Raw genomic sequence first — 23,900 nt, forward strand, 5'->3', positions numbered from 1 at the left:
CGTGGGACACGGCGTTATCCTTTCTTATCGGCAGGCAGGATTGGCGGCGCCGGGCACGGCGAGGTAAGTGATGCTCGCGGGCGGCAGCGCGATGTTTCCGGGCTTGACTGACTGGCCGCGCAGGGCGGGTAGCCGGTCGTTCGCACTCAGCGCGAGCGCACGGCCATTGAGCCGGACGCTCGTGCTTTCGAGTTCGGGTGCGGTCAGGGTATAGCGCTGCGAGGGCCGGTGGAGGTGAAGGTACGCCGCCGCAGTGGTGGACAGGTTCACCGCCACGAGCGTCACGCCGCCACGCTTGCCCTTCTGGCAATGGGCATAGACGTGCAGGTCGCCCTTCTGCTCGCCGGCGTCGAGCACAACTTCACCCATCAGGCGGCGCCACAGCAGGGCGGCCCAGTAGTTCGGCCGGGGCTGCCAGGTCCGGTCGTCGATCAGGGCATAGTCGCTGGCGGCAAGCGTGTTGTGGAAGACGATCGATACGTCCTGCCGCGCCAGCCGGCCAAGCTGGTCGACATAGCGGAAGGTGTCGAGGAAGGTGGCGGCCCAGGGATCGCCCCCGCAGGCGGTCTGGGCCATTTCCGTGATCCAGATCGGCGCGCCCGGGGCGAAACGGTCGCGCACCTTGCGGTAGTATCCCTGTGCCTGATCGGCCCGCGCCAGTCAGCCTGGTGACAGAGCCTCATCTCGCCGGGTGGTCACTTCGGTGCCGTTGCGTTCGCCCAGCGATTTGCACCGCTGCGATACGGCTCCGTAGAAATGGTGGGAGAACACGTCGAAGCGCGGCCCGCCGCTGCCACTGAGCAGGCGATACGAACTTGCCTGCTGCGAAGGGGTGGCAAACAGCTTGAAGCCGGCCTCCCCCGTGGAGCTTGGGCCGACCAGCAGGGTGCCGGGCGAAACCTCGTCGATCAGGCGGCGCAGCGTGGCATTATCGCGGGCATAGGCATCGGGGGCATAGGCCGTGCGGCTGACGTTGGGCTCGTTCATCAGCTCCACCGCGTGGATGCGGCCACCCAGCCGGCGGGTATAATTGAACAACCGCCGGGCGCCGTCAGGGCTCCAGGCGCCGTCCGCCGGATTACGCGCGCCGGCACTGACCGGGAACGAGGTCAGGATCCTGGCGTCCACCGCCTTGCCGAACCGGATGACCCCGGCCCATTGCGCGCGGGTCATCACGCCCTGGTAGCCAGCCGGAGGCGCGCCGGCCGGCTTGTCGTCATCCTGGAAATAGATGCTGTTGGCCCAGCTGCCGCTGATCCGCATGTAGGAGGGGGCAAGCGCGCGGGCGAGCACGCGCAGCCGGCGATTGCCGGTAAGATCGATGGGGTCGCGCTTTTCGTAGGCATTGGTGGCGAATTCGGTCCCGTGCGGACCCGCCACGGGCTTGGCAGGCGCCTGCCCCGGCTTGGGATAGGGCGCCCAGAAGTTGCCTCCGGTGACTTCCACCGATTCGACGTTGAACGACTGGAAGCGGGCATCGACCTTGCCGGTGCGGGGCATCTGGCCGGGAACAAGATCCCGGCGCGGCGCGGACTTCTCACCGGCCGCTGAGGCCGTGCCCGCCATCGCGGCAAGGGCGATCATGCTTGCGATCGAAGCGCGGTATTTGCCCATGGTCATCCAGCTCCCTTTGTTTTCGCTATAACGCGCGCCTTACCCGTCCGGCTCCGCGGCCGCGTCGAGGAACGGCTTTGCAGCAATGGCGAGGCTCGCACCCGGGCCGCCTTCTTCCGGGATCAATTCGAGCAGCAGGTTGATGTCCTTGCGCAGCAGCGCGCCGCCATGACGGAATCCGGCGGGGCTTTGCATCCGGCCGCGGACTTCCAGCCCGAAGCTGCGGCCGCTGCTGGATTGCAGCAGTTCGACCAGCTTGCCCCGATCGACGCCCAGCCGGTCCCCGGCTTCCAGCGCCTGGTGCGCCAGCCCGATGTTGGCGACCAGCAGCGCGTTGTTGATCAGCTTCACCTCTTGCCCGGCGCCTACATCGCCAAGGTGCACGATGTGCTTTCCGAAGCTTTCGAACACCGGCATGGCCAGCGTGATCGCCTCTGCATCGCCGCCCAGCATCAGCGTAAGCGCCCCGGCCTTCGCAGCCGGCGAGCCGCCGCTTACCGGGGCATCGATAAGGACCAGGCCATGTTCGCGCGCCTGATCGGCAAGGGCACGACAATTGTCGGGGTGGATCGTCGAATGGATGGCCACGCGCGATCCTGCGCGCATGGCCGGGAACAGCTTGCCGCAGACCTCCCGCACATCGTTGTCGTTGACGACGCAGATGCCGACATGGTCGCACTTCGCGCCAAGCTCTTCGACCGTGGCGGCATAGCGTGCCGCACTGTCGCGGAAGGGTTCGAACGAGGCTTCGCGCCTCGCCCACAGCCAGGTTTCGAACCCGGCGTCGATCATCCGGCGGGCAATCGGTGCGCCCTGATCGCCGATGCCGATGAAACCGCAGGTCGGGCCGGTCATCGCGCTGCCCCCGCTCATTCCGCCACCGGGTGCGCGCGCAGGTAGTCGGCGAAATAGGGGGCGATGTCCTCCTTCGACCAGCCCCATTCCTCCAGCGAATAGCTGTGCTTGCCGTGCTTGTTCTGGGGATTTGCCGCAAGCCAGCCGCGCATGGCCGCCTCTGCTTCGGGGGTCCAATCGTCACCCAGCCAGGCATAGATCTTGCGGACCGTGGCGATCGGGTCGCTCACCAGGTCGCGGTAGTAGAGATCGTAGATCAGGCCGGGATTCTCCCGCGCGAATTCGAGCGGGCGCGAAGCGTGCAGCGCCAGCTGAAGCGGGAAATGGTGCTTCATGTAGTCGCGGTTCTCGTCAGCCTCGCTGAACGGGCGGCTACCGGCCCGCATGGCGAAGGACGAAGCGAAGGCCTTGTAGGGATCGCGATGCGTCCAGATCACCTTCGCATCGGGGAAGGTCTTGTAGATCTGCCGGATGAACAGGGCATCGGACGGCATCTTCAGCACCCATCGTCCGGGATTGGTCGATTGCAGCACCTGCAGCGCGCGCTTGCGATGGGCAAAGGCGCTCTCCATGTCGGTGAACAGGATCCAGTCATGGTAGACGGGCGTCGTTGTCGTCACCGCCAGCATCAGCGAACGGAAATCCTGCGCCACCAGGTGCACGCATTCGGTGGGGCTGTCGCCGGGCTCGAAGTGGGCGGCCGCAACCTTGCCCGCGTGCTTCAGGATCATTTCATCCTTCGCCACTTCGGCAAGGCAGCGCGGATCGCTGCGCAATGCGCCAGGTGCGGCAGGCGGGGCCACGTTGTAGGCTTCCCAGCGCAGCATCGAGCGGTTCGCCGGGTCTGCTTCGAGCATGTAGCTGAGCATGGTCGTGCCGGTGCGCGGCAGGCCAAGGATGAACACCGGCCGCTCCACCGGCTGCTGCGCCAGCGCGGGATTGCGGCGGTGCCAGTCATCCACCTGCATGCGGGCGGCCAGGCAATCGACATAGCGGTTGCGGACCGATGCCCAGCCGCGTTCGGTAAGGCGCTGTTCGCGGGCATGGTCCTTGAGAAGGATTTCGAGCCCTTCCTTCCAGGAATCGCAGTCGGGCAGGCCAAGGCCGCCGGTCTTTTCGATGGCTCCGTCGATGATGGCCTGCATTGTCAGTGTCATTGGGGTACCGCCCGGTAATTGCGTTGCACGGTCCAGAAACCATCGGTCACAAACGCGGACAAGATTGTTCTATTTGCCTTGCACGCCGGAATTTGCGCTATAGGACGCAATCAATCGGTCAGGCCGGTCGGCACGCCGCAGCCGTATTGCCTCGCCGCGCCGGGCATCCTTCTATTCGCGAGCAGCCAACAGGAGTGCGCCGACCCGTGAACCAGCCAAATTCGCCAGACCAGAACCTGCGCGCCGCCCAGATGATCCGCTCGGGCGAAGGGCAGTCGGAAGCGATCGATCGCGGCAACGGCATCTGGGAAAGCCGGGGCGTGGGCAACAGCTATCTCGTGACGACCGGCGATGGCGATGTACTGGTCAATGCCGGCACGCTGGCCGATGCCCGCCGCAGCCGGGGCCTGTTTGCCAAGGTATCATCACAGCCGATCCGCAAGATCGTGCTGACCCAGAGCCACGCCAACCAGTATGGCGGGCTGGAGATATTCAAGACGAGCAGCAACGAGGTGCTCGCGCACCGCCTCTACCCGGAGGAGCGGCGCTGGAACGAGGCGCTGTCGGAACACTACCGCCGGGGATCGCGCAGGATATTCGGCGGGATCACCGGGCGCACCGAAGACATGGTGCCCACCGCGGAAGTCTCGCCCGATGTCCTGCTGGGCGACGAGGGCACGCAGTTCACCCTTGGCGGGCGCAGGTTCGAGGTCATCTGGACCCCGGGTGGTGAAACCCGTTCGGCCGTGATCGTCTGGCTACCGCAGGAACGCGTCGCGATTGTCGGCAACCTGTTCGGCCCGCTGTTCGCCAACCATCCCAATCTCAACACGCTGCGCGGCGACAAGCCGCGTTCGGCGATGGAGTTCGTCGCCTCGATCCGCAAGCTGCGCGACCTGCGGCCCGTGCAGATCCTGACCGGGCATGAGGACATTCGCGGTGAAGAGCATATCCGCAAGGAGGTCGGCCGGATCGCCGATGCCGTGCAATGGGTTCACGACCGCACGCTTGAGGGCATGAACCAGGGCAAGGACCTGCGATCCCTGATGCGCGAGATCAGGACGCCCCCGGAACTCACGCTTACCGAGGAATATGGCAAGCTTTCGTGGAACGTGCGGGCCATCTGGCACGAATACACCGGCTGGTTCGATCCGGCGCGCGGCACCACCGAGCTTTACGACGTGCCGCCGGAAAGCATCGGGCCGGCGCTGGCGGAGCTGGCCGGCGGGGCTGCTCGGCTGGCCGAAAGGGCGCAGGCCTTCCTCAAGACCGGACAGCCGCTCGAGGCGCTGCACCTTGTCGACATGGCGCTGGCGGCAGAGCCCGACTGCCTGCCGGCAAAGCAGGCCAAGCGCGATGCGCTGATCCTGCTCGATCACCAGACCGGCGGTCGCAACCTGTGGGAACGGCGCTGGATTGCCGCGCAGATCCGGGATCTGGGCCTGGCTGATGCCTGATCCGGTCGTCAGCAACGCAGGGATGCACAGGCGCGGGCGAAGCCTTGATGTCCTGGCGCAGATGGACGTTGCCGGCGCCCACATCTTTGTTGCCGACCTGTTTCACGAAAAGCGCGAGGTCAACAGCTTCCGGCGCGACAGGGTTTACTGGATCGACCTGTGTCTCACCCCGCGGCGACCCAATGCCACGGCCAGTTTCGTTGCCGAATGGGGGCGCAATCGCTCCGCCGAACTGGGCTCGCTGATTGCCTTTCCTCCCCGCAAGAGCCTTGAGCTGATCAGCGCCGGCGGCGGACGGCACGTGTCGATCATCTGCCAGATGCAGGCAGACCTGGTCGACCGCTGGCTGCCCGAACCGTTCGAATGGACCGACCGGCGGCTGGAGGCGACGCTGGATATCGCCAGCGACACGATCCGCCCCCTGATGCTCAGGCTGAATCACGAGCTGCGCGATCCCGGGGCCGGGTCAGAGGAACTGTGCCGTGCGATCGTGCAGCAGATCGCCATCGAACTTGCCCGCTACCTGGCGAATGCCAATGCCCCCGATGAGCGCGGCGGTCTCGCCAGCTGGCGGCTGCGGCGGATCGACGAGCGCATCGCCGATCCCCACCAGCCGTTCCCGACCGTCACCGAGCTGGCCGGGATCTGCCGGCTTTCCCCGCGCCAGTTGAGCCGCGCCTTCAGGATCAGCAAGGGGTCGTCGGTCAGCGACCATCTCGCCCAGCGCCGGATCGAGAAGGCCAAGCGCCGGCTTTACAGCGACGAGAGCCTCGATGCGATCGCGGCCGAGCTGGGCTTTGCCTCGCAGTCAACCTTCACCACCGCGTTCCGGCGCGCGACCGGCACGACCCCCGATCAGTTCCGCAGGCAGACATCGGCAGGATCGGGTGCAAAAACGAAGCCCAATTCCGCAAAGGCGTCATGATTTTCCTGAACGGACGCAAAAGCGGTTTTTGAACCCGCCGGGCGGGCCTCCGTTGGTCGCGAAACGCTGGCAAAGATCGGTCTGACCACTCCATTTAGGCGCCCTTCGCCCGGCGGCTACCGCCGGCAGCGAAACGCCATGCAAAAACCCAGGGAGGGACGAATGACCAGAATCCGCAACCTTGCAGTCCGTCGCGCAATCCTCGCCAGCGTCGCGACGATGGCGATGCTGCCCGCCGCCGCGCTTGCCCAGACCACAGCGCCTGACGATACCGCGAGCGAAGAGGACGCCGGTGCAGACAGCGAAATCGTCGTCACCGGTACGCTGGTTCGCGGTGCTCCGCCGGTCGGCTCGAACCTCATCAGCGTCGGTCAGGACAAGATCGCGCAGACCGGTTCGACGACCGCCAACGAACTGCTCGCCACCCTGCCGCAGGTCACCAACCTGTTCAACAACGTGCCGACCGCGCGCCTGGGCGTGGCGGTTAACAACATTCAGGTGGTGCGTCCCAACCTGCGCAACCTCGCGTCCGAAACCGGGTCGTCCGCATCCACGCTCGTTCTGTTCGACGGCCACCGGATCAGCGCGGTTGGCGTCACCCAGAACGCGGTCGATCCCGACATCATCCCCCCGATCGCGATCGAGCGCGTCGAGGTTGTGACTGACGGCGGATCGTCGACTTACGGTTCCGACGCGGTCGGCGGCGTGATCAACTTCATCACCCGCAAGCGCTTCGATGGTCTGAAGGTGACCTCGACCTATGGCTTTGCCGACAATTACTACCAGGTCCAGGCCGGCGCGATCGTCGGCAAGGACTGGGGTTCGGGCTCGATCTTCGCGGCCTACAACTACCAGCACAACGATTCGCTGTTCGCGCACGATCTCGGCTTCATCCGCGATGTGGACTGGTTCTCGGCCAGCCTCACCCCGCGCGGCCGTTCGTGCACGCCGGGCAACGTCCAGATCGCGGCTGGCGGCGTCACTAACCAGTATGCCCTGCCGAACCTGACCTCGACCACGCCCAATGCCTGCGACTATGGCAACAACACCGTGGTTCCCGCTTCGACCCGCCACGGCGCGCTTGTCGGCCTCCATCAGGAGCTTTCGCCCGGCCTGACCGTCGATCTTCGCAGCTTCTACGGCCAGCGCGCCACGCAGGGCCGCGCCGATGCGGCCGGCTCGGTCAGCGTGACCGGCGGTTCGAGCGCATCCAACCCGCGCCAGTTCTATTACACCCAGGTGCCCGGCCAGAGCGCAACTGCCACGCAGACCGTGTTCTTCAACCTGAACAATGCGCTCGGGACAAGCGTGATGCAGTCCGGCACCAAGTTCGAGGAATGGGGCACGAGCGCCGAATTCACCGCCAAGCTTTCCGATTCCTGGCAGCTGCGCACCCTCTTCAACTACAGCGAGAGCCGCAGCGACTTCCACATCCAGGGCCTGAACACGACGCTGCTCAACAGCTTCGGCAAGGGCACCACGGCGGCCACGGCGATCAACTTCTACAACCCGGGCACAGGCGCCAACGACGCTGCGAACATCCGGGCGCTGATCGACACCGAAAACGCCGGACAGAGCAAGGAAAGCCTGCTCGACCTGCGCGCGATCATCGACGGCACCCTCTTCACCCTGCCGGGTGGTGAGGTGAAGCTGGCCGCCGGTTACGAACACATCCACGACGCGTTCCGCCAGCGCACCGCGCCCGCGAACACGTCGATCGGTTCGATCAACGCGGTTGCCTTCACCCCCTACGTCCGCAGCGTGGATTCGGCCTTCGGCGAAGTGCAGGTTCCGATCGTCGGCCCTGACAACCAGGGCGGGTTCATCCATTCGCTGACCCTCGCCGGTTCGGTCCGTTACGACCATTACAGCGACTTCGGCAGCACCACGAACCCCAAGATCGGCGTGACGTTCAAGCCGGTCGAGTGGCTGGGCCTGCGCGGCAACTACAACACCTCGTTCAACGCGCCTTCGCCGAACGACCAGCTCGGCGCGCTGCGCAACACGGCGCAATACAATGCCATCAATGCCTTCGTGAAGCCGGGCGACACCCCGACCGCGGTGGGCGTCGTGTCATTGCAGGGGTCCAACCCGGGCCTCGTCCCTCAGACGGCGAAGTCCTGGTCGCTCGGCGTCGATCTCGACCCGCCGTTCCTTTCCGGCTTCCACGCCAGCGTCAACTACTACAACGTCAAGTTCAAGGACGTGATCGGCATTCCGACCCCGAATTCCGGCATCTTCGCGAACTTCCCGAACAACGTCACCTCCGCGCCGGGCGGCCTGCCGCTCTCGACGATCCAGAACTTCCTGAATTCGTCGGGCGCACCCAATGCCTCGGCGATCCTCGCTTCGGTGACGACCGGCTGCACCAACACTGCCGCCTGTCCGAACGTCTACGAACTGGTCGATTTCCGCCAGGGCAACTACGGCAGCGTGAACGTGCAGGGCCTCGACTTCGCGACCTCCTACCGTATGCCGACCGGCTTCGGCGGACTGGATTTCGCGGTTTCGGGCAACTACCAGCTCAGCCGCAAGACCCAGACGGGCGCCGGTTCGCCGGTGGTCAATCAGCTTGAGACCACGAACCTGGTGCTGCCGAGCGGCCTTCGCATCGTCGGCAATGCCAGCCCGAGGCTGACGCTGCAGGCAAGTGCGGGGGCAACCGTGGGTGCCCTGCGTGCCCAGGTAACGCTCAACCACACGAGCGGGTACAAGGTCCTGCGCTGCGACACGACCACCACTCCCGCCTGCAATCCGTCTGCAACCGGTGTCGCGACCTCCAGCGGCATCCTGCAGGACCGGGTGAGCGCCTACAACACGGTGAACCTGTTCCTGAAGTATGCGGTGCCGTCTGACAGCTGGCTGCTCAAGGACCTCGAGTTCACGGTCAACGTCAACAACCTGCTGGACACCGACCCGCCGCTCTACAAGGCAATCGGTACCTCGACCCCGGGCTACGCGAACGGCTTCACGCTGGGCCGCCTCGTCCAGTTCGGGCTTTCGAAGAAGTTCTAAGCCTGCCCTCAGCAGCTTGGATGGGCGGCCCGGTCACTTTCCTCCGACCGGGCCGCCTTTTTGCGTTCAGGCGGCAAGCCCGCCGCCGCGCTCGCCCCGGCCAGGTCAGTTGCGGAAGACGACCGTGCGCTGGCCGTTGAGCAGCACCCGGTCCTCAAGGTGCAGGCGCACGGCCTCTGCCAGCACGCGGCGTTCGATGTCGCGGCCCTTGCGGACCATGTCATCGGGCAGGTCGGCATGCGACACCGGCTCCACATCCTGGTGGATGATCGGCCCTTCATCGAGGTCCGCCGTCACGTAGTGCGCGGTCGCGCCGATCATCTTGACCCCGCGCGCATAGGCCTGGTGATAGGGCTTGGCCCCCTTGAAGCCGGGCAGGAAGGAATGGTGGATGTTGATGCAGCGGCCCGAAAGGAAGGCCGCCATCTCGTCCGAAAGGATCTGCATGTAGCGCGCCAGTACCACCAGTTCGGCCCGCGTTTCTTCCACCAGCGCGCGAACCTGCGCTTCCTGCGCCGCCTTGGTATCGCGGCTGACCGGCAGGTGGTGGAAAGGGATGTCGCCCAGCAGGGCATGATCGCTCAGCGCCGTGCGCGGGTGGTTGCTGACGATGGCGACAATATCCATAGAAAGCTCGCCGATGCGGTGGCGATAGAGCAGGTCGGCCAGGCAGTGATCGAACTTGCTGACCATCAGCAGAACCCGGCGCGGGCGGTTCTTGCGCCGCAGCGACCAGGCCATGCCGAATTCGTGAGCGATTGGGCCGAACCCCTCGCGCAGTTCCTCGCGGTCGCCCGCGCCCGGATCGAAGGCTACCCGCATGAAGAAGCGGTTTTCCTCCGGATCGTCGAACTGCTGCGCCTCGATGATGTTGCATCCGGCCTGCGCCAGATAGCCGGTGACGCGCGCAACGATGCCGGCGCGGTCGGGGCAGGAAAGGGTCAGCGTGCAGATATCGGGCATTCGGGCACTCTCTCTCGTCGCCGGCGATACAGAGACCGGACTTTTCCCGGCTTTCCAGCACCGTGCCGGCTTGCGAGGCAATCAGGGCAAATGCGGCGAATTGCAACCCGCCGCGGCGGATTTCGCCCGGCGGCGTTGCCAGCCGCGCCGCGCCGTGCAAACTGCCGGGGCGCAAGCGACAGGGCAGCGGGAGGGCAGGCATGGGCAAGCGGCAATCGTCTGGCGGAGCAGCGGCGGCATGACCCTGCGGGCCATCCTGCGCGAGCCGCTCGTCCATTTCCTGATCGCCGGGCTGGCGCTGTTCGCGTGGTTCGCCTGGCGCGGGACCGAGGCCGATCCGGCCAGCCGCACGATCAGCGTGGACAAGGCGCTGGTCACCCGCCTTGCCGCCAACTGGCAGCAGACCTGGCAACGTCCGCCAGGCAAGGCCGAACTGGACCGGTTGATCGAGGACCACGTCCGCGAGGAGATCTACTATCGCGAGGCGCTGCGCCTTGGCCTTGATCGCGACGATACGGTGATCCGCCGCCGCCTGCGCGCGAAGATGGAATTCCTTGCCCAGTCGCAGGCCGATGCGCTCCAGCCCGACGAGGCGGAGCTGGAGGCCTGGCTGCGCGCCAATGCCGCCCGCTATGCCGGCGATGCGCGGCTGAGCTTTGACCAGGTCTATATCGCCACGGGCGGAGAGGCACGGGCACGGCAGGTGCTCGCCCGGCTGAACGGCGGGGCGGACTGGCGCGGATCGGGCGATGCGATCTCGCTGCCGGCATCGCTCGAAGCCCAGCCGCGTGCCCGCGTGGCCGCCGATTTCGGCGAAGGCTTCGCCGAGGCGCTGGCGAAAGCGCCGGGCGGCGCATGGCAGGGGCCGGTGCAATCGGGCTTCGGGCTCCACCTTGTCCGCCTGCGCGGCATGGCAGCGGGGCGGCTCCCCCCGCTGGCGGACGTGCGCCGGCAGGTGGAGAATGACTGGCGCGCGGCCAGGGCGCAGGAGCTGGAACAACAAGCCTTTGCCGCCCTGCGCCGCGACTATACGGTGCGGATCGACCAGCCGTGAGGGCGTGGCTTGCCCTGCTTTGCGTCGCGCTTGCGGCCCTTGTTGCCCTGCCTGCGCGGGCGGACGAGCTGCGCCCCGGTTACCTTGAATTCACCGAGCAGGCCCCCGGCTCGTGGAGGCTGGTTTGGAAGGCGCCGATGCGCGGCGGGATCAGGCCCGATACCCGGCCCGGATTGCCCGCGAACTGCACGATGGGCGAGATCGGCGAAACGCGGATAGAACCGCCCTTCGCCACCTATGCCTGGCCGGTGCAGTGCCAGGGCGGCATCGCGGGCGGGCGCATTGGCCTCAGCGGGCTGGACGCGGCGCAAACCGATGTGCTGGTGCGCGTCGCCGCTCTGGGCAAGCCGGTGGAAGCCCTGCGCCTGACGGCGGCCGAGCCGGTTGCGACGATTCCCGGCGAGGCATCGACATGGCAGGTGGGCCCGACCTATCTCGTCATCGGTATCGAACACATCCTGTCCGGATACGATCACCTGCTGTTCGTGATCGCGCTGGTGCTGCTGCTGCGCCGGGGCTGGACGCTGTTCAAGGCGGCCACGGCCTTCACCCTGGCCCATTCGATCACGCTTGGCGCAGCCACGCTGGGCTTCATCGGCCTGCCGCAGGCTCCGGTGGAAGCGGGCATCGCGCTGTCCATCGTGTTCCTGGCGGAGGAGATTGCCAAGCGGCGGGATGGCGAACTGCGACTGTCCGAACGGCTGCCGTGGCTGGTGGCATTCGCTTTCGGCCTGCTGCACGGCTTCGGCTTTGCCGGGGCGCTCGGCGAAATCGGCCTGCCGCGCGGCGATGTGCCGATGGCGCTGCTGGCCTTCAACCTGGGCGTCGAGGCGGGGCAACTGGTCATCATTGCCGGCACCATGGCCGCGCTGGCGCTGGTCGTTCGACTGGCCCCGCGCGCGCAACGGCCTGCCGTCATGGCCGCAACCTATGCCATTGGCGCAGTGTCATCGATGTGGCTGATTGATCGGATCGCGATCTGATTGCGCCTTGGAAATTGGGGCTTGTCGGGTAAACCTTAGATAATGACTGAAGCGAAATACCTGGGCGGCCGATTGCTGCTCGCCTTGCCGGGCATGGGTGATCCGCGGTTCGAGCGGTCGGTGATCGCTCTGGCCAGACACGATGCGGAAGGCGCATTCGGCATCGGCATCGGCCATGTCATCCCGGACCTTGGCCTGCATGCCATTCTTACCGACCTTGACATCGATCCGGGGCTGGCCCCCGATGCCCCGGTGCATAACGGCGGCCCGGTGGAACCCGAACGCGGCTTTGTGCTGCACACGCCGGACTGGGACGATGATGCCTCGCTCGATGCCGGGCCGCTGGGCCGCGTTTCTGCCTCGCTCGACCTGCTGCACGCGATTGCCGACGGGCGCGGGCCGCGCCGCTGGGTGATGGCGCTGGGCTATGCAGGCTGGGCAGCGGGGCAGCTCGATAACGAGATGCGCCACCACGGCTGGTACGCCGCCGACAGCCATGACGATGTGGTGTGGCACACCCCTGCCCGCGGTCGCTGGGAAGCGACCTGGCGGGCGGAGGGGATAGACCCCTCCCTGCTGGTCGGGCAGACCGGCCGGGCCTGAGGCCCCTGCCCCGGTTCGGCTGGGGCCTAGTTGAGGCGCAGCGCCGGGCGGTCCGCAGCCTCCCCCCATTCGCCGGGCTTGAGCGCAAGATCCTGCAAGGCCAGCGCCAGTGCGCCGACGATCGCCAGCGCGGCGGTTTCCGCCCCGGCGCTTGCCTCCTCATTGCGGCCCGGAAGGATCACCGAGGCAAGATAGCGCCCCTGCGCCCCGCGCGAGAGCAGGAAGCCCGCATCGCTGCCAAGCAGGGCCAGGGCCGCGCTTTCGCCCGCGCCGGCATGGACCAGCGTTTCGAACAGCGCCGGATCGGGAAGCTTCGTGCCGGCCAGCAGCGCGTGGGCCGGTGCCCGCCCCAGCAGGACATAGGCATCGCGCAACCGCAGCGCCTCTTCCCCGGCGAAGGAACCGGCACAGGCCAGCGCCAGTTCACCCAGGCTGTCGAACCATGAGCCCTCGGGGGGCTGCGAAGCTAACTCTTTGTACACAAGCGGGGACCTTTCAGCCGTCTGCAGGCGATCATGGCCCCCCCGTGATCGCTGTCAATCATGGCCAAACATAGATTCGGCCAGTTTGTTTCGCATTCGCAATGGCCTAGGGATCGGTGCCTAGGGACCAATGCGTAGCGCGTCCCGCAAGGGGACGCGCCCCGCGGCAAGCCTTAATCGCGCCAGGCGCGGAAGGGGTGGCCGGCATCGCAATGCATCACTTCGGCCGTGATGAATCGCGCATCCTCCGAACCGAGGAACAGGCCCAGGTTGACGATATCTTCCGGGCTTCCCTTTTCGGAGAGCATCTGCAGGCGGCGGATCTCTTCGTGCTTTTCGGCCCCGAGCGAACTTGCGCTCGCCTCGGTTTCCATCAGCCCCGGCGCCACTGCGACCACGCGGATACCATCGGCACCGAACATGCGGGCCATGCCCCAGGTCAGCTGGTTGAGCGTGGCCTTGGTCACGCCATAGACGCCAGCCGGCTGGTAGGCGGCCATCGAGCTCTGGTTGATGACGCAGCCCTTGGCTTCCTTCAGCGCCGGGCGCAGCACGCGGGCGAAGTAGAGCGGCGAAAGCGTGTTGACCATCAGGAAGAACTGGAACCGGTCCAGCGGAATGCGGTCGATCGGCGTGTTCACCTCGCCATAGGCAATGCCGGCATTGTTGTAGAGCACGTCGATCTTGGGAAACTGCGCCAGGATCGCCGCGCCGACCGATTCGATCTGCTCTTCCTTGGAAAGGTCGATCTGGAAGGTGGTGCACTTGGCCCCCAGTGCGCGGACCATGCCGGCGGTTTCCTCAAGCCCTTCGGCCTGGATATCTAGGATCACCAGTTCCCCGCCCTCGCGCGCATAGCCGAGCGCGAGCGCGCGCCCCAGGCCACCTGCCGCGCCGGTAACCACCACTGTCTTGCCATCGTAACGCTTGCTCATTCATCGCACTCCCTTGCTGCAACAAGGAAAAGCGCGAGCGGGCCGCCGGGGCAAGCAGGGCCGCGCAATGATCGCCGCCGCGCGTCAGGCCATCGCTGCGGACCCGATGAAGACAGGGATCAGTTGGGCAGGTCTGCCGGCGCGCGCGTGATCACCATGCGGTTGCGCCACTTGGCATGCTCTTCCTCGTCCGCGCCCTGGATCTCGATCGCGAGCGACACGTGGCTGAAGGCCAGCAGCATGTCGAGCAGGCGCTTTTCCTGGTCGTCGAGCTCGGCCAGCGGCTTGGTATCAAGCTCGTCGAGCATGGCCGCAGCACGCGGGCACATGGCATCGTAAAAGGCCTGGCGCTCTTCCTTCGTGGAAGTGGAACGCTGCATGGCGCGCTCGGCGGCGGTGGGCAGCGACCATTGCGCGGCGAAGGGTTCAAGATCGGCGTAAGCGGCAGGCAAAAGCGACATCGGCGGCTCCTTTGACATCCAGTATCATGCCCACCGGTGTCATAGCAAATTTACAACAGACCTGTTGTAAAACCTAGCCGATAATCCCGTCGCGCCGCAACACGCGGCGATGTTCGGCAACAAAGCGTTCGCTGATGCGATCGATGTCCTCGCCGCGGGCGACCGAGTTCTGCAGGATGCGCGGGCCGATGATCGCCGAAGCCATCATCATCACGGCATAGACCTCTGCATCCACCGCCTCGTCCGGGTAGCGGGCCTTCAGGCTCGCCTCCAGCCCGCTGACCAGCTCGTCCCAGCGCGGATAGCGTTCGCGGATTTCGCCGGGCGCGATGAAATCGTCGATCCACAGCTTGATCAGTTCGGGATTGGCCAGGACGAAGTGGTTGATCGCCGCCATGCGGTCGATCTGCGGCGCATCAAGGTCCATCCCCCGCGTGATCTGCTGCGTCGACCATTCCTTCACCGCCACGAGCATCGCCTCGCGGCTGGGGAAGTGGTAATAGACCGTGGTGCGGTTAAGCCCGGCTTCGCGCGCAAGGGCCGAGACCGACAGGGCCTCTACGCCCTTTTCGGACAGCAACCGCACCGCGGTTTCGATCAGCGACTGGTGCGTCTCTTCAAAACCGCGGTTGCGCTTGCGCGTGGCCGTCCGTGTTTTCTGCATCGTCGGCGGGCTCCCTATCCGGACCGGCCCGATAACCGCGAAGCGCGAAAATTGAAACCTTTTTGCAGGTCACAGGTCTTCCGGATCGGCCGTGGTAACCCCCGGACGTTCAGCCCCCATGCCGGAAAATCCGATGCAATATCCGCCATCTACCGGCAGGATCACGCCGGTCACGAAGGCCGCTTCGTCGCTGGCAAGATAAAGCGCGGCATTGGCGATATCCATCGCCGTGCCCCAGCGGTTCATCGGAATGCCGGCCAGCACGGGATAGCCTTCGGGCGGCGTTTCGGACTGCGCCGATCCCGCCACCAGCCCGGTCCACATCGTGCCCGGCGCAATGGCGTTCACGCGGATGCCCTTGTCCGAATAATCGAGCGCGGCAATCTTGGTCAGCTGGTGCACGCCCGCCTTGGCCGCGCCATAGACCGAATGGTGCTTCCACCCGATCACGCCCGAGGCCGAGCCGGTGTTGACGATGGCACCGCCACCGGTCTTGAGCATCGAGGTGATGCCGTGCTTCATGCCCAGGAACACGCCCCGGATGTTGACGGCATGGATGCGGTCCCAGTGCTCGGCGCTCTGCTTGTGCAGCGGAGCCATGCCGCCGCCGAAGCCGGCATTGTTGCACAGCACGTCGATCCGCCCGAAGCGATCCTCGGCTGCGGCGATCATCGCCTGGACCTGGTCCTCGTCGGCCACGTCGCAGTGAATCGCCGTGGCCGCGCTGCCCACGGCCCTGGCCACTTCGTCCTGCTGGCCGGAAATGTCCGCCAGCAGCACCTGCGCGCCTTCCTGGACAAAGCGATGCGCCATGGCGCGCCCCATGCCTGAGCCCGCGCCGGTGATGATGCACGCCTTGCCTTCAAGCCGTCCTGCCATGTTCCTTCTCCCTCTTCTTGTGCTTATGCCGTCGTGTCGATGGTCGGACGCACGCTGATTTCGGCGATGTTCACGTTGCGCGGCATCGAAAGCATGAAGACCACCACTGCGGCCGCTTCCTCTGCCTCGACCACGCCATCCTTGTTGACGTGCGCCTTGATTGCCTCGCGCCAGTTCGGATCGGGCATGGATTCGGCAACTTCGGAGCGGGTCGCGCCCGGCATGTAGATCGAAACGCGGATGTTGCGGTTGCCCACTTCCTGCCGCAGCCCGTCAGTCATCGCGTTCACTGCGTGCTTGCTGGCGGAATAGGAGCTGGTCATCGGGCCGCCCTTGCGCCCGGCGAGCGAGGAGATGTTGATGATGTCGCCCACGCCCTGCTTCAGCATGTGCGGCACGGCAGCCGCGCAGGTATAGACCGTGCCCATCAGGTTGATGTCCATGGTCTGGCGATAGCGGGCAAGGTTGGCGTTCTCGATCCCGCCCGAATCCATGATGCCGGCGGAATTGATCAGGATGTCGATGCGGCCAAGCTGGGCCACGGTATCTTCCACCGCCTTGATCGCATCGGCCTCTACCGACATGTCGCCCACCAGGGCGATCGCCTTGCCGCCCTTGGCTTCGATCTTCGCGGCGACTTCGGCAAGTCGGTCCGCACGGCGGGCGGACAAGGCGACCGTCGCCCCCGCCTCTGCGAGGGCCACGGCAATTGCCGCGCCGATGCCCGATGATGCGCCCGTAACCAGCGCGACCTTGCCTTGAAGGGTTCCAGCCATTTCCACTCTCCCGTTTCGGTTTGGACACCGGTTGGCGAATGGCGCGTGGCCTGTCAACGAGAAATGCTGAACAGGTGGTCAGCACCTTGGCCGCACCAAGCTGTCAGCACATATTGGATTATCTGATTGACATTTTGAACCATATTGGTTATAAACCCCCACGCGACGGGTGCGGGGCGGTGAGCTCTCGCCTCCACCCCGCCCAGTGGCCGGCGCCCCATCGCGGAGGCGTCCGCAATCCAGGGATGCGAGGAGCGGCTGACGATTCTTCAGCCGCACAACATCGGGGTATGCCCCGGATGCCGGCAGCAGTTTGGCGAGCCCGCCCTGCCGCAGCCTCGCACGACAGGGCCGAGCCGTCGGGATCACAGCGTTTCGCCCGCCAGCCGTTCGCAAGCAAAGACAACGCAAGCCAAGCCTGTACGGTTCAGGCAAAACCCCAGCGCCGGCCAGCCCGTCCGCCCGTGTTCACAGCCCCGATTGCCCCGATCCGCCTGCTGCGGAGGACGGAGTGTGGGTTATGGGTTTCTCGCAGAAAACCGCGCCGTCAGTCCCCGGCTATCATCATCCCGTCGACCCGCAGCGTCGGCACGTTGAGCGCGCGATACCATTCGAGGTCGTTGGCCGGCGTCAGTGCGGCGAACATGTCGACCAGGTTGCCGGCGATGGTGAATTCCGCCACCGGCCCGGCGATCTCGCCATTGACGATGCGGAAGCCCGAGGCGCCCCGGCTGTAGTCGCCGGTTACCGCGTTGACGCCCTGCCCGATCAGTTCGGTAACGTAGATGCCATCCTTGATGTCGGCCATCAGCTGCGCCGGCGTGAGCGCGCCCGCGGCAAGGTGGACGTTGCTGGCCGAAACGCCCGGCGCACCGCTGGCTCCGCGCGAGGCATGGCCGGTCGGCTGCTGGCCGAGCTGGCGGGCAGAGGCGCTTTCCATCAGCCAGCCGGTCAGCCGCCCGCCCTCAACCAGTGCGCGCGGCGCGGTTGCCAGCCCTTCGCCGTCGAAGGGACGCGAGGCAGGGCCGCGCGGGCGGTGCGGATCGTCGAGCACGGTGATCGCGCTGTCGAACAGCTGCGCCTCGGCCTTGTCGAGAAGGAAGCTGGAACGGCGCGCAATGGCGCTGCCAGAGATCGCGCCGAGCAGGTGGCCGATCAGCGAGCCGCCCACGCGCGGATCGAACACCACCGGCATGGCTCCGCTCGTCACGCGGCCCGGATCGAGCCGGGCGACGGCGCGCTCGCCGGCCATGGCGCCGATCTCTGCGGGCGCGAGCAGGTCTGCCATGTGGCGGGCAGAGCGCCAGGCATAGTCGCGCTGCATGCCCGAACCCTCTCCGGCGATGACGCTGGCGGAAAGGCCGTGGCTGGTCGTCTCGTAGGAACCGGCAAAGCCGTGGCTGGTGACCAGCGCGAAAACCCCGCGGCCCGAGCTGGCGCCCGCGCCCTCGCTGTTGGTCACCCCGGCAACGGCCCGCGCGGCATCCTCTGCGGCCAGCGCCATTTCGCGCAGCTGTGCCGGGCCGGGTTCGGCAGCGTCGACCATGTCGAGCCCTTGCGGCAGTTCGCGGGCGAGCAGGTCTTCCGGGGCGAGCCCGGCGTACTGGTCCTCGGGGGCGGCGCGCGCCATGGCGACCGCACGGACGGACATTTCCTCCAGCGCGGCATCGCCAAGGTCGCTCGATCCGATGCTGGCCGATGCCTGCCCGACGAATACGCGCAGGCCGATGTGTTCGTTCTCCGAACGCTCGACATCCTCAAGCAGGCCGAGCCGCACCTGGATGCTTTCGGAACTGTTGGCGAGATAGACGACATCGGCGGCATCGGCGCCAGCCTTGCGGGCGCGATCGACGAGGGCGGCGGCGCGCTCCTGCGCGGCTTGGGGTGTCAGCATGGCTGGCGGCTTAGCGCCGCGCGCGCCACCGATCAATCGCGCGTGGCGATCACACGCCCAGGATGCGCGAAAGCAGGGTGAACAGCGCCGTCAGGGCAAAGGGCAGGCCGAGCGCCAGCGCCCAGACCCACAGCCGGTCGCGCCGATAGGCGGCGGCATAGCCTGGATCGGCGGCCTGCTCGTCGGTCAGGCGGTTCCAGCGCTGCTCGAAACGGCGGCAGGCGGGGATGATCGCCGCGACGAGGATGACAAGGGCGAAATAGGGCAGGATCGAGGACTTGTGCCCCTTGAGCGCACCCAGCGTGGCGAAGATCTGGAGTGCGGTATAGACCAGCAGGGCATAGGCGATATTGTCGCTCATGCTCTTGCGCCAATCGATCGGCCTTTCGCCGCCGGCGCTGCGACCTATCCGGAATCCTTCGACCATTTTGGTCGATCCTTTCTGCTTCCCCTCAATAAACGCAACAAAACACCCTTTGTTGCGGGAATCAAGCCTCGTTAACCACGAAATCCCACGCCCCGGCAGCGATGGGTCATGCAGGAAGCCTGCCAAATTGCTGCAACATGGTGCTTTCGCGGCTTGAAGTGCGCGCGCACGCTGCCTAAACCCAAGCCGATGGACCAGATGCAGAAAGACCTCTCGTCGCAGGGAGAAGGCAGCACCGGCAGCGGGCTTGAGGTGATCTCGATTGCCAAATCCTATGACAAGCGCGCCGTGCTGACCGACATTTCGCTCTCGGTCGCCAAGGGCGAAGTGCTGGGCCTGCTCGGCCCCAACGGCGCAGGCAAGACCACCTGCTTCTATTCGATCATGGGGCTGGTAAAGCCCGATTCGGGCCGCATCCTGATGGACGGCGTGGATGTCACCTCGCTGCCGATGTACCGCCGCGCGATCCTTGGCCTGGGCTACCTGCCACAGGAAACCTCGATCTTCCGCGGCCTGACGGTGGAACAGAACATCTCCGCCGTGCTCGAACTGAACGAGCCCGACGCCGCCACGCGCGAGGAAGAGCTGGAACGCCTGCTCGACGAATTCGGCCTCGCCCGCCTGCGTTCCAGCGCGGCCATGGCGCTTTCGGGCGGTGAACGCCGCCGCTGCGAAATCGCCCGCGCCCTTGCCGCCAAGCCCTCGATCATGCTGCTCGACGAACCTTTCGCCGGCATCGACCCGCTGTCAATCAGCGACATCCGCGACCTGGTGAAAGACCTCAAGACCCGCGGCATCGGCGTGCTGATCACCGATCACAACGTCCGCGAAACGCTGGATATCGTCGATAAGACCTGCGTGATCTACGGCGGCCAGGTGCTGTTCTCCGGCACGCCCGAAGGCATGGTCGAGGACGAGAACGTCAAGCTGCTCTACCTCGGCAGCGATTTCACGCTGTGATCCTTTCCGCCTCACGGCGGGGCACGGCACCAGCCCGCTCCCCCGGCCCGACCACCCATAGCGTATCCTGTCGGGTGGTCGGGCCGGGGGAGCGGGCTGGTGCCGTGCGAGCCCTCAGCGACAGCTGAGGGCGGCAAACGCATATGGCCCTCGGACCCCGTCTTGACCTGAGGCAGAGCCAGTCGCTGGTGATGACGCCGCAGCTGCAGCAGGCGATCAAGCTGCTGGCGCTGTCCAACCTTGAGGTCGAGACCTTCATCGGCGAGGCGCTGGAAGCCAATCCCCTGCTCGAAGTGGGCGAGCGCGCGCCCGCAGAGGTCGCGACGGTCGAAGCCGCGCCCGAGGAAGGCCGCCGCACCACGCTGGAAACCTCGCCGGTCGACCAGCTTATCGGCGAGGCGCGGGGCAGCGAGGACCGGCCGCTCGACATCGACAGTTCCGCGCTCGACATCGACCGCGACACCGGGGACTGGGGCGCCGCCGTTTCCTCCTTCGGCGGCGAGGATCTGCCGGGGATCGACGAGCGCGGCGACAGCGGGCTGACGCTTGCCGAACACCTTGACCGGCAGATCGGGCTGTCTGGCGCGACCCCTCGCGAAGCCGCGATTGCCCGGGCGCTGGTCGACCGGCTGGACGATGCAGGATACCTCGGCACGCCCCTGCGCGAGGTGGCGGACGATCTTGGCATGCCGCTGCGCGCGGTCGAATCGGCGCTGGTCCTGCTGCAGTCCTTCGACCCCACCGGCGTCGGCGCGCGCAGCCTGGGCGAATGCCTTGCCCTCCAGGCGCGCGAGGCCAACCGCCATGACCCCTGCATGGCCCGCCTGCTCGACAACCTTGACCTGCTGGCGCGCGGCGAGGTGGCGCGGCTGAAGCGGATGTGCGGCGTCGACGATGAAGACTTTGCCGACATGCTGGCCGAGCTGCGCAGCTACGATCCCAAGCCCGGCCTGCGCTTTGCCTCTGGCGGGGGCGAGCCGGTAACGCCCGACGTGCTTGTCACCCCCCGCGCCGATGGCGGCTGGGACGTGGCGATCAACCAGGAAACCCTGCCGCGCCTGATCGTCAACCGCAGCTACTATGTCGAGATGAAGGGGGCCTGCGGCGGCCGTGACGACAAGGGCTGGCTTTCCGAAAAGCTGGCCGATGCCAACTGGCTGGTGAAGGCGCTCGACCAGCGTCAGAAGACCATCCTGAAGGTGGCGAGCGAGATCGTGCGGCAGCAGGAAGGGTTCTTCCGCCATGGCGTGTCGCAGCTGAAGCCGCTGACCCTGCGGGCGATTGCCGAGACGATCTCGATGCACGAATCGACCGTCAGCCGCGTCACCTCGAACAAGTACCTGATGTGCCCGCGCGGCACTTTCGAACTGAAGTATTTCTTCACCTCGGGCATCGCCTCTGCCGATGGCGAAGGCGCAGCTTCGGCCGAGGCGGTCAAGGCGGCGATCCGCGCGCTGATCGATGCCGAGGATCCCAAGGCGATCCTTTCTGACGATACCCTGGTGGACCTGTTGAAAGCCAAGGGCTTCGACCTCGCCCGGCGCACCGTCGCCAAGTACCGCGAGGCGATCGGCCTGGGCTCGTCGGTGCAGCGCCGCCGCCAGAAGGCCATCGCCGCGATTCGATAGGCCGCGCCGCAAACGCGACGAAGGGGTGCCCCGTGAGCAACCCCGCCATGCCCTGCGCGTTCCCTTCCTGCGGGATCAACGAAGCCCGGCACGCCGGCCCCGTGCGTTGCGCGGCGTGCATCAAAGGAGTCGCTCATGACCAAGAAGATGCTCATTCTCCTCAGCTCGATGACGCTGCCGCTGGCGGCGTGCAATTCCATGTCTGATGATCGCACGCTGGCCACGGTCGGCACGGGTGCGGCACTGGGCGCTGCTGCCGGTACCGGCGTTGCCGCCATTGCCGGCGGTGACCTGCTGACCGGCGCGGTGATCGGTGCGGCCGCCGGCGGCATTGCCGGTGCCGTATGGGCCGACCGTGACGGCGACGGCCGGGTGGACGGCTATACCCGTGACGGCCAGTACTACTCCGGCACGCCCTCCTCCAACGTTGCCTATTCCACTCCGCGCCGTTGCCCGTCCGTGGCCGGCAGCGCGGCAACCGGTGCTGCCGTGGGCGCTGCGACCGGGCTTGGCGTCGGCGCGGTGACCGATGCCTCGCTGTTCGAAGGCGCGGTGGTTGGCGCGGTTGTCGGCGGGCTTGCCGGCGCGATCTGGGCCGACTCCAACAACGACGGCTGCGTCGATGGCTACATGCGTGACGGGCGCTATTACCAGGGCGCCCCGGTGGTCCAGCCGACCTACTACCGCTCCGGCGAGCGCGGCTGACGGGAAAGGGTGACGGGCGGAGATGCTTGGCGATTACGTGCGGCGAGGGCTGCTGACGGCTGGAGCGATCATGATGGCGGTGCCCCCGATGGCACCGCTGCGCGCGGCCCAGCCGGCGGAAGCTTGGGACACTTCGTTGCACCGCGAGATCGGCGATCGTGCACCCAAGGATCTGCGGGGATTCTACGCAGCGCGCGGAAACCGACCCCTGTGGATCACCTTTGCGGGGCGGCCTTCAGCGGCCGCCCTGCGATTTGTCGCAATACTGCGCGATGCCGGCCTCGACGGGCTCGATGCGGACAAGTTCAAGCCGGAAAAACTGGAAAAGCAGCTCGCCAAGGCTCCCGGCGCTTCGGTGAAGGACCGCGCCAAGGCCGAGCTGGCGCTGTCTTCCGCCTATGTGCGCTATGTCCAGGCCGTGCGGGAGGCTCCGCGCTCGGACATGACCTATGAAACGCAGGCGCTTGCCCCGGTGGTGCCGACGCCTGCCGCCGCGCTTTCCGCTCTGGCCGCCGCGCCCTCGCTGGAAAACTATGTGCGTGACATGGGCTGGATGACGCCATTTTACGCCCCCCTGCGATCCGCCCTTGCCGCCCGGAGGCTGAGCCCCGCGCAGGCGGACAGCGCGATCCTCAACCTCGCCCGCCTGCGCGCCCTGCCGCCGATCCCCAGCGGCCAGTGGGTGCTGATCGATGCCGCCAGCGCGCGGCTGTGGATGTTCGAAGGCCCGCGCGTGGCGGGAACGATGAAGGTGGTGGTCGGCACGCGGCAGACGCAGACGCCGGAGATGGCCGGGTTCCTGCGCTATGCCATCGTCAATCCCTACTGGAACATGCCCGACAGCCTGCTGCCCAGCCGGATTACCGAAAAGGTGCTGGCGAACGGCCCGGGCTATCTGGCGACGCACCGCTACCAGGTGCTCAATGGCTGGGAGGAGGATGCCGAAGTGGTCGATCCCACGCAGGTCGACTGGGAGGCCGTAGCTGCCGGACAGGCCACCGTGCGGGCGCGCCAGCTGCCGGGGGCGGGCAATTTCATGGGCTCGGTCAAGTTCATGTTCCCCAACCCCCAGGGCATCTATCTGCACGATACGCCCGAGAGGAACCTGCTGGCCAAGCCGGCCCGGCAATACAGCAACGGCTGCGTGCGGCTTGAGGATGCCCAGCGCTTCGGCAAGTGGCTGATGGGCAAGCCGCTGCCCCGCTCGCGCAAGCCGGAAACGCGGGTGGAACTGCCGGTGATCGTGCCGATCTACATCACCTACCTGACGGCGCAGCCCGAAAAGGGGCGGGTGGCATTCCACGCCGACGTCTATGGCCGCGACGTTCTCAACGGCGGTTGAGGCTGAATCCAACAACAAAAAATCCTAATGGCCCTTAGCATGATAATTTCATTGCGTTGCCTGTTATGAGATAATGTGACATCGATCAGGCTGTCCGGACACGACCCAATCAACCGCCCCG

The 23,900-nt window shown here is 66.4% G+C and carries 23 protein-coding genes; 10 read left to right on the forward strand and 13 right to left on the reverse strand.

Annotated elements, in window-relative coordinates:
• Positions 1-24 precede the first annotated feature (24 nt).
• From C0V78_RS06805 to C0V78_RS06820, 4 genes are read right to left on the reverse strand one after another with little or no spacing between them, the layout of a single operon-like run.
• The gene (locus C0V78_RS06805) at positions 25-621 is read right to left on the reverse strand and encodes a hypothetical protein (RefSeq protein WP_101797028.1); all 597 of its coding nucleotides are present in this window, start codon (positions 619-621) and stop codon (positions 25-27) included.
• Between the two features lie 39 nt (positions 622-660).
• The gene (locus C0V78_RS06810) at positions 661-1,620 is read right to left on the reverse strand and encodes a hypothetical protein (RefSeq protein ID WP_101797029.1); all 960 of its coding nucleotides are present in this window, start codon (positions 1,618-1,620) and stop codon (positions 661-663) included.
• A gap of 33 nt (positions 1,621-1,653) precedes the next feature.
• Positions 1,654-2,487, reverse strand: a complete 834-nt coding sequence (locus tag C0V78_RS06815; RefSeq protein ID WP_254049846.1) for an NAD(P)-dependent oxidoreductase — start codon at positions 2,485-2,487, stop codon at positions 1,654-1,656.
• Positions 2,484-3,626: a sulfotransferase gene (locus tag C0V78_RS06820; protein WP_101797030.1), complete on the reverse strand. Its 1,143-nt coding sequence runs from the start codon at positions 3,624-3,626 to the stop codon at positions 2,484-2,486. Before C0V78_RS06820 ends, C0V78_RS06815 begins: the two co-directional genes overlap by 4 nt.
• Before the next feature lie 206 nt (positions 3,627-3,832).
• Between C0V78_RS06820 and C0V78_RS06825 the strand changes: the two genes are divergently transcribed.
• The 3 genes from C0V78_RS06825 to C0V78_RS15255 all read left to right on the forward strand — a co-directional run bounded on the left by C0V78_RS06825 (position 3,833) and on the right by C0V78_RS15255 (position 9,023).
• Entirely contained in the window at positions 3,833-5,083 is a 1,251-nt protein-coding gene (locus C0V78_RS06825; RefSeq protein WP_101797031.1) for an alkyl sulfatase dimerization domain-containing protein, read from the forward strand.
• The gene (locus C0V78_RS06830) at positions 5,076-6,008 is read left to right on the forward strand and encodes an AraC family transcriptional regulator (RefSeq protein ID WP_101797032.1); all 933 of its coding nucleotides are present in this window, start codon (positions 5,076-5,078) and stop codon (positions 6,006-6,008) included. Before C0V78_RS06825 ends, C0V78_RS06830 begins: the two co-directional genes overlap by 8 nt.
• 162 nt (positions 6,009-6,170) lie before the next feature.
• Complete coding sequence (locus C0V78_RS15255; protein ID WP_158241489.1) at positions 6,171-9,023, forward strand: TonB-dependent receptor domain-containing protein; 2,853 nt, start codon at positions 6,171-6,173, stop codon at positions 9,021-9,023.
• Between the two features lie 105 nt (positions 9,024-9,128).
• Here the strand turns inward: C0V78_RS15255 and purU are convergent, their stop codons facing one another.
• Positions 9,129-9,986 (reverse strand): formyltetrahydrofolate deformylase, encoded by an 858-nt coding sequence (gene purU / locus C0V78_RS06840; protein WP_101797034.1) that lies wholly within the window; start codon positions 9,984-9,986, stop codon positions 9,129-9,131.
• Between the two features lie 238 nt (positions 9,987-10,224).
• On the opposite strand from purU, the gene C0V78_RS06845 reads away from it, so the two are divergent.
• From C0V78_RS06845 to C0V78_RS06855, 3 genes are read left to right on the forward strand one after another with little or no spacing between them, the layout of a single operon-like run.
• Positions 10,225-11,040 carry a peptidyl-prolyl cis-trans isomerase gene (locus C0V78_RS06845; RefSeq protein ID WP_158241490.1) on the forward strand — a complete coding sequence of 272 codons (816 nt, stop codon included), beginning with the start codon at positions 10,225-10,227 and terminating at the stop codon, positions 11,038-11,040.
• Positions 11,037-12,023, forward strand: a complete 987-nt coding sequence (locus C0V78_RS06850) for a HupE/UreJ family protein (RefSeq protein WP_173843358.1) — start codon at positions 11,037-11,039, stop codon at positions 12,021-12,023. The genes C0V78_RS06845 and C0V78_RS06850 overlap by 4 nt, the downstream gene beginning before the upstream one ends.
• Before the next feature lie 42 nt (positions 12,024-12,065).
• Positions 12,066-12,626, forward strand: a complete 561-nt coding sequence (locus C0V78_RS06855; protein ID WP_101797036.1) for a YqgE/AlgH family protein — start codon at positions 12,066-12,068, stop codon at positions 12,624-12,626.
• A 26-nt stretch (positions 12,627-12,652) separates the two neighbouring features.
• Here C0V78_RS06855 and C0V78_RS06860 read toward each other — a convergent pair whose 3' ends face one another.
• The 8 genes from C0V78_RS06860 to C0V78_RS06895 all read right to left on the reverse strand — a co-directional run bounded on the left by C0V78_RS06860 (position 12,653) and on the right by C0V78_RS06895 (position 19,144).
• Complete coding sequence (locus C0V78_RS06860; protein ID WP_101797037.1) at positions 12,653-13,108, reverse strand: hypothetical protein; 456 nt, start codon at positions 13,106-13,108, stop codon at positions 12,653-12,655.
• A gap of 173 nt (positions 13,109-13,281) precedes the next feature.
• Positions 13,282-14,043 (reverse strand): SDR family NAD(P)-dependent oxidoreductase, encoded by a 762-nt coding sequence (locus C0V78_RS06865; RefSeq protein ID WP_101797038.1) that lies wholly within the window; start codon positions 14,041-14,043, stop codon positions 13,282-13,284.
• A gap of 119 nt (positions 14,044-14,162) precedes the next feature.
• Positions 14,163-14,504, reverse strand: coding sequence for a hypothetical protein (locus C0V78_RS06870; RefSeq protein ID WP_144039847.1), 342 nt, complete (start codon positions 14,502-14,504; stop codon positions 14,163-14,165).
• A 73-nt stretch (positions 14,505-14,577) separates the two neighbouring features.
• Complete coding sequence (locus C0V78_RS06875) at positions 14,578-15,168, reverse strand: TetR/AcrR family transcriptional regulator (protein ID WP_101797040.1); 591 nt, start codon at positions 15,166-15,168, stop codon at positions 14,578-14,580.
• Between the two features lie 69 nt (positions 15,169-15,237).
• Entirely contained in the window at positions 15,238-16,047 is an 810-nt protein-coding gene (locus C0V78_RS06880; protein ID WP_101797041.1) for an SDR family NAD(P)-dependent oxidoreductase, read from the reverse strand.
• Between the two features lie 23 nt (positions 16,048-16,070).
• A complete protein-coding gene (locus C0V78_RS06885) occupies positions 16,071-16,823 on the reverse strand; it encodes an SDR family oxidoreductase (RefSeq protein ID WP_101798238.1) in 753 nt (250 codons plus the stop codon).
• A 547-nt stretch (positions 16,824-17,370) separates the two neighbouring features.
• Positions 17,371-18,717: a TldD/PmbA family protein gene (locus C0V78_RS06890; RefSeq protein WP_101797042.1), complete on the reverse strand. Its 1,347-nt coding sequence runs from the start codon at positions 18,715-18,717 to the stop codon at positions 17,371-17,373.
• Positions 18,718-18,766: 49 nt separating this feature from the next.
• A complete protein-coding gene (locus C0V78_RS06895) occupies positions 18,767-19,144 on the reverse strand; it encodes a hypothetical protein (RefSeq protein WP_101797043.1) in 378 nt (125 codons plus the stop codon).
• A gap of 189 nt (positions 19,145-19,333) precedes the next feature.
• Between C0V78_RS06895 and lptB the strand changes: the two genes are divergently transcribed.
• From lptB to C0V78_RS06915, 4 genes are all read left to right on the forward strand, one after another.
• Positions 19,334-20,104, forward strand: coding sequence for an LPS export ABC transporter ATP-binding protein (lptB, locus tag C0V78_RS06900; protein WP_254049847.1), 771 nt, complete (start codon positions 19,334-19,336; stop codon positions 20,102-20,104).
• 143 nt (positions 20,105-20,247) lie between these two features.
• Entirely contained in the window at positions 20,248-21,732 is a 1,485-nt protein-coding gene (gene rpoN, locus C0V78_RS06905) for an RNA polymerase factor sigma-54 (protein ID WP_101797044.1), read from the forward strand.
• Positions 21,733-21,867: 135 nt separating this feature from the next.
• The gene (locus tag C0V78_RS15060; RefSeq protein ID WP_216822163.1) at positions 21,868-22,437 is read left to right on the forward strand and encodes a hypothetical protein; all 570 of its coding nucleotides are present in this window, start codon (positions 21,868-21,870) and stop codon (positions 22,435-22,437) included.
• A gap of 70 nt (positions 22,438-22,507) precedes the next feature.
• Positions 22,508-23,779, forward strand: a complete 1,272-nt coding sequence (locus C0V78_RS06915) for a L,D-transpeptidase family protein (protein WP_101798240.1) — start codon at positions 22,508-22,510, stop codon at positions 23,777-23,779.
• Positions 23,780-23,900: the final 121 nt, after the last annotated feature.

The sequence above is a fragment of the Novosphingobium sp. TH158 genome, assembly GCF_002855555.1.
GTDB lineage: Bacteria > Pseudomonadota > Alphaproteobacteria > Sphingomonadales > Sphingomonadaceae > Novosphingobium.

What these genes read in the sequence shown, in the direction of transcription:
- C0V78_RS06810 (WP_101797029.1), bottom strand. Translation starts at nt 1,620, where the DNA reads ATGACCATGGGCAAATACCGCGCTTCGATCGCAAGCATGATCGCCCTT.
- C0V78_RS06815 (WP_254049846.1), bottom strand. Translation starts at nt 2,487, where the DNA reads ATGAGCGGGGGCAGCGCGATGACCGGCCCGACCTGCGGTTTCATCGGC.
- C0V78_RS06820 (WP_101797030.1), bottom strand. Translation starts at nt 3,626, where the DNA reads ATGACACTGACAATGCAGGCCATCATCGACGGAGCCATCGAAAAGACC.
- C0V78_RS06830 (WP_101797032.1), top strand. Translation starts at nt 5,076, where the DNA reads ATGCCTGATCCGGTCGTCAGCAACGCAGGGATGCACAGGCGCGGGCGA.
- C0V78_RS15255 (WP_158241489.1), top strand. Translation starts at nt 6,171, where the DNA reads ATGACCAGAATCCGCAACCTTGCAGTCCGTCGCGCAATCCTCGCCAGC.
- purU (WP_101797034.1), bottom strand. Translation starts at nt 9,986, where the DNA reads ATGCCCGATATCTGCACGCTGACCCTTTCCTGCCCCGACCGCGCCGGC.
- C0V78_RS06845 (WP_158241490.1), top strand. Translation starts at nt 10,225, where the DNA reads ATGACCCTGCGGGCCATCCTGCGCGAGCCGCTCGTCCATTTCCTGATC.
- C0V78_RS06855 (WP_101797036.1), top strand. Translation starts at nt 12,066, where the DNA reads ATGACTGAAGCGAAATACCTGGGCGGCCGATTGCTGCTCGCCTTGCCG.
- C0V78_RS06865 (WP_101797038.1), bottom strand. Translation starts at nt 14,043, where the DNA reads ATGAGCAAGCGTTACGATGGCAAGACAGTGGTGGTTACCGGCGCGGCA.
- C0V78_RS06870 (WP_144039847.1), bottom strand. Translation starts at nt 14,504, where the DNA reads ATGTCGCTTTTGCCTGCCGCTTACGCCGATCTTGAACCCTTCGCCGCG.
- C0V78_RS06875 (WP_101797040.1), bottom strand. Translation starts at nt 15,168, where the DNA reads ATGCAGAAAACACGGACGGCCACGCGCAAGCGCAACCGCGGTTTTGAA.
- C0V78_RS06880 (WP_101797041.1), bottom strand. Translation starts at nt 16,047, where the DNA reads ATGGCAGGACGGCTTGAAGGCAAGGCGTGCATCATCACCGGCGCGGGC.
- C0V78_RS06885 (WP_101798238.1), bottom strand. Translation starts at nt 16,823, where the DNA reads ATGGCTGGAACCCTTCAAGGCAAGGTCGCGCTGGTTACGGGCGCATCA.
- C0V78_RS06890 (WP_101797042.1), bottom strand. Translation starts at nt 18,717, where the DNA reads ATGCTGACACCCCAAGCCGCGCAGGAGCGCGCCGCCGCCCTCGTCGAT.
- C0V78_RS06895 (WP_101797043.1), bottom strand. Translation starts at nt 19,144, where the DNA reads ATGGTCGAAGGATTCCGGATAGGTCGCAGCGCCGGCGGCGAAAGGCCG.
- lptB (WP_254049847.1), top strand. Translation starts at nt 19,334, where the DNA reads ATGGACCAGATGCAGAAAGACCTCTCGTCGCAGGGAGAAGGCAGCACC.
- rpoN (WP_101797044.1), top strand. Translation starts at nt 20,248, where the DNA reads ATGGCCCTCGGACCCCGTCTTGACCTGAGGCAGAGCCAGTCGCTGGTG.
- C0V78_RS15060 (WP_216822163.1), top strand. Translation starts at nt 21,868, where the DNA reads ATGACCAAGAAGATGCTCATTCTCCTCAGCTCGATGACGCTGCCGCTG.
- C0V78_RS06915 (WP_101798240.1), top strand. Translation starts at nt 22,508, where the DNA reads ATGATGGCGGTGCCCCCGATGGCACCGCTGCGCGCGGCCCAGCCGGCG.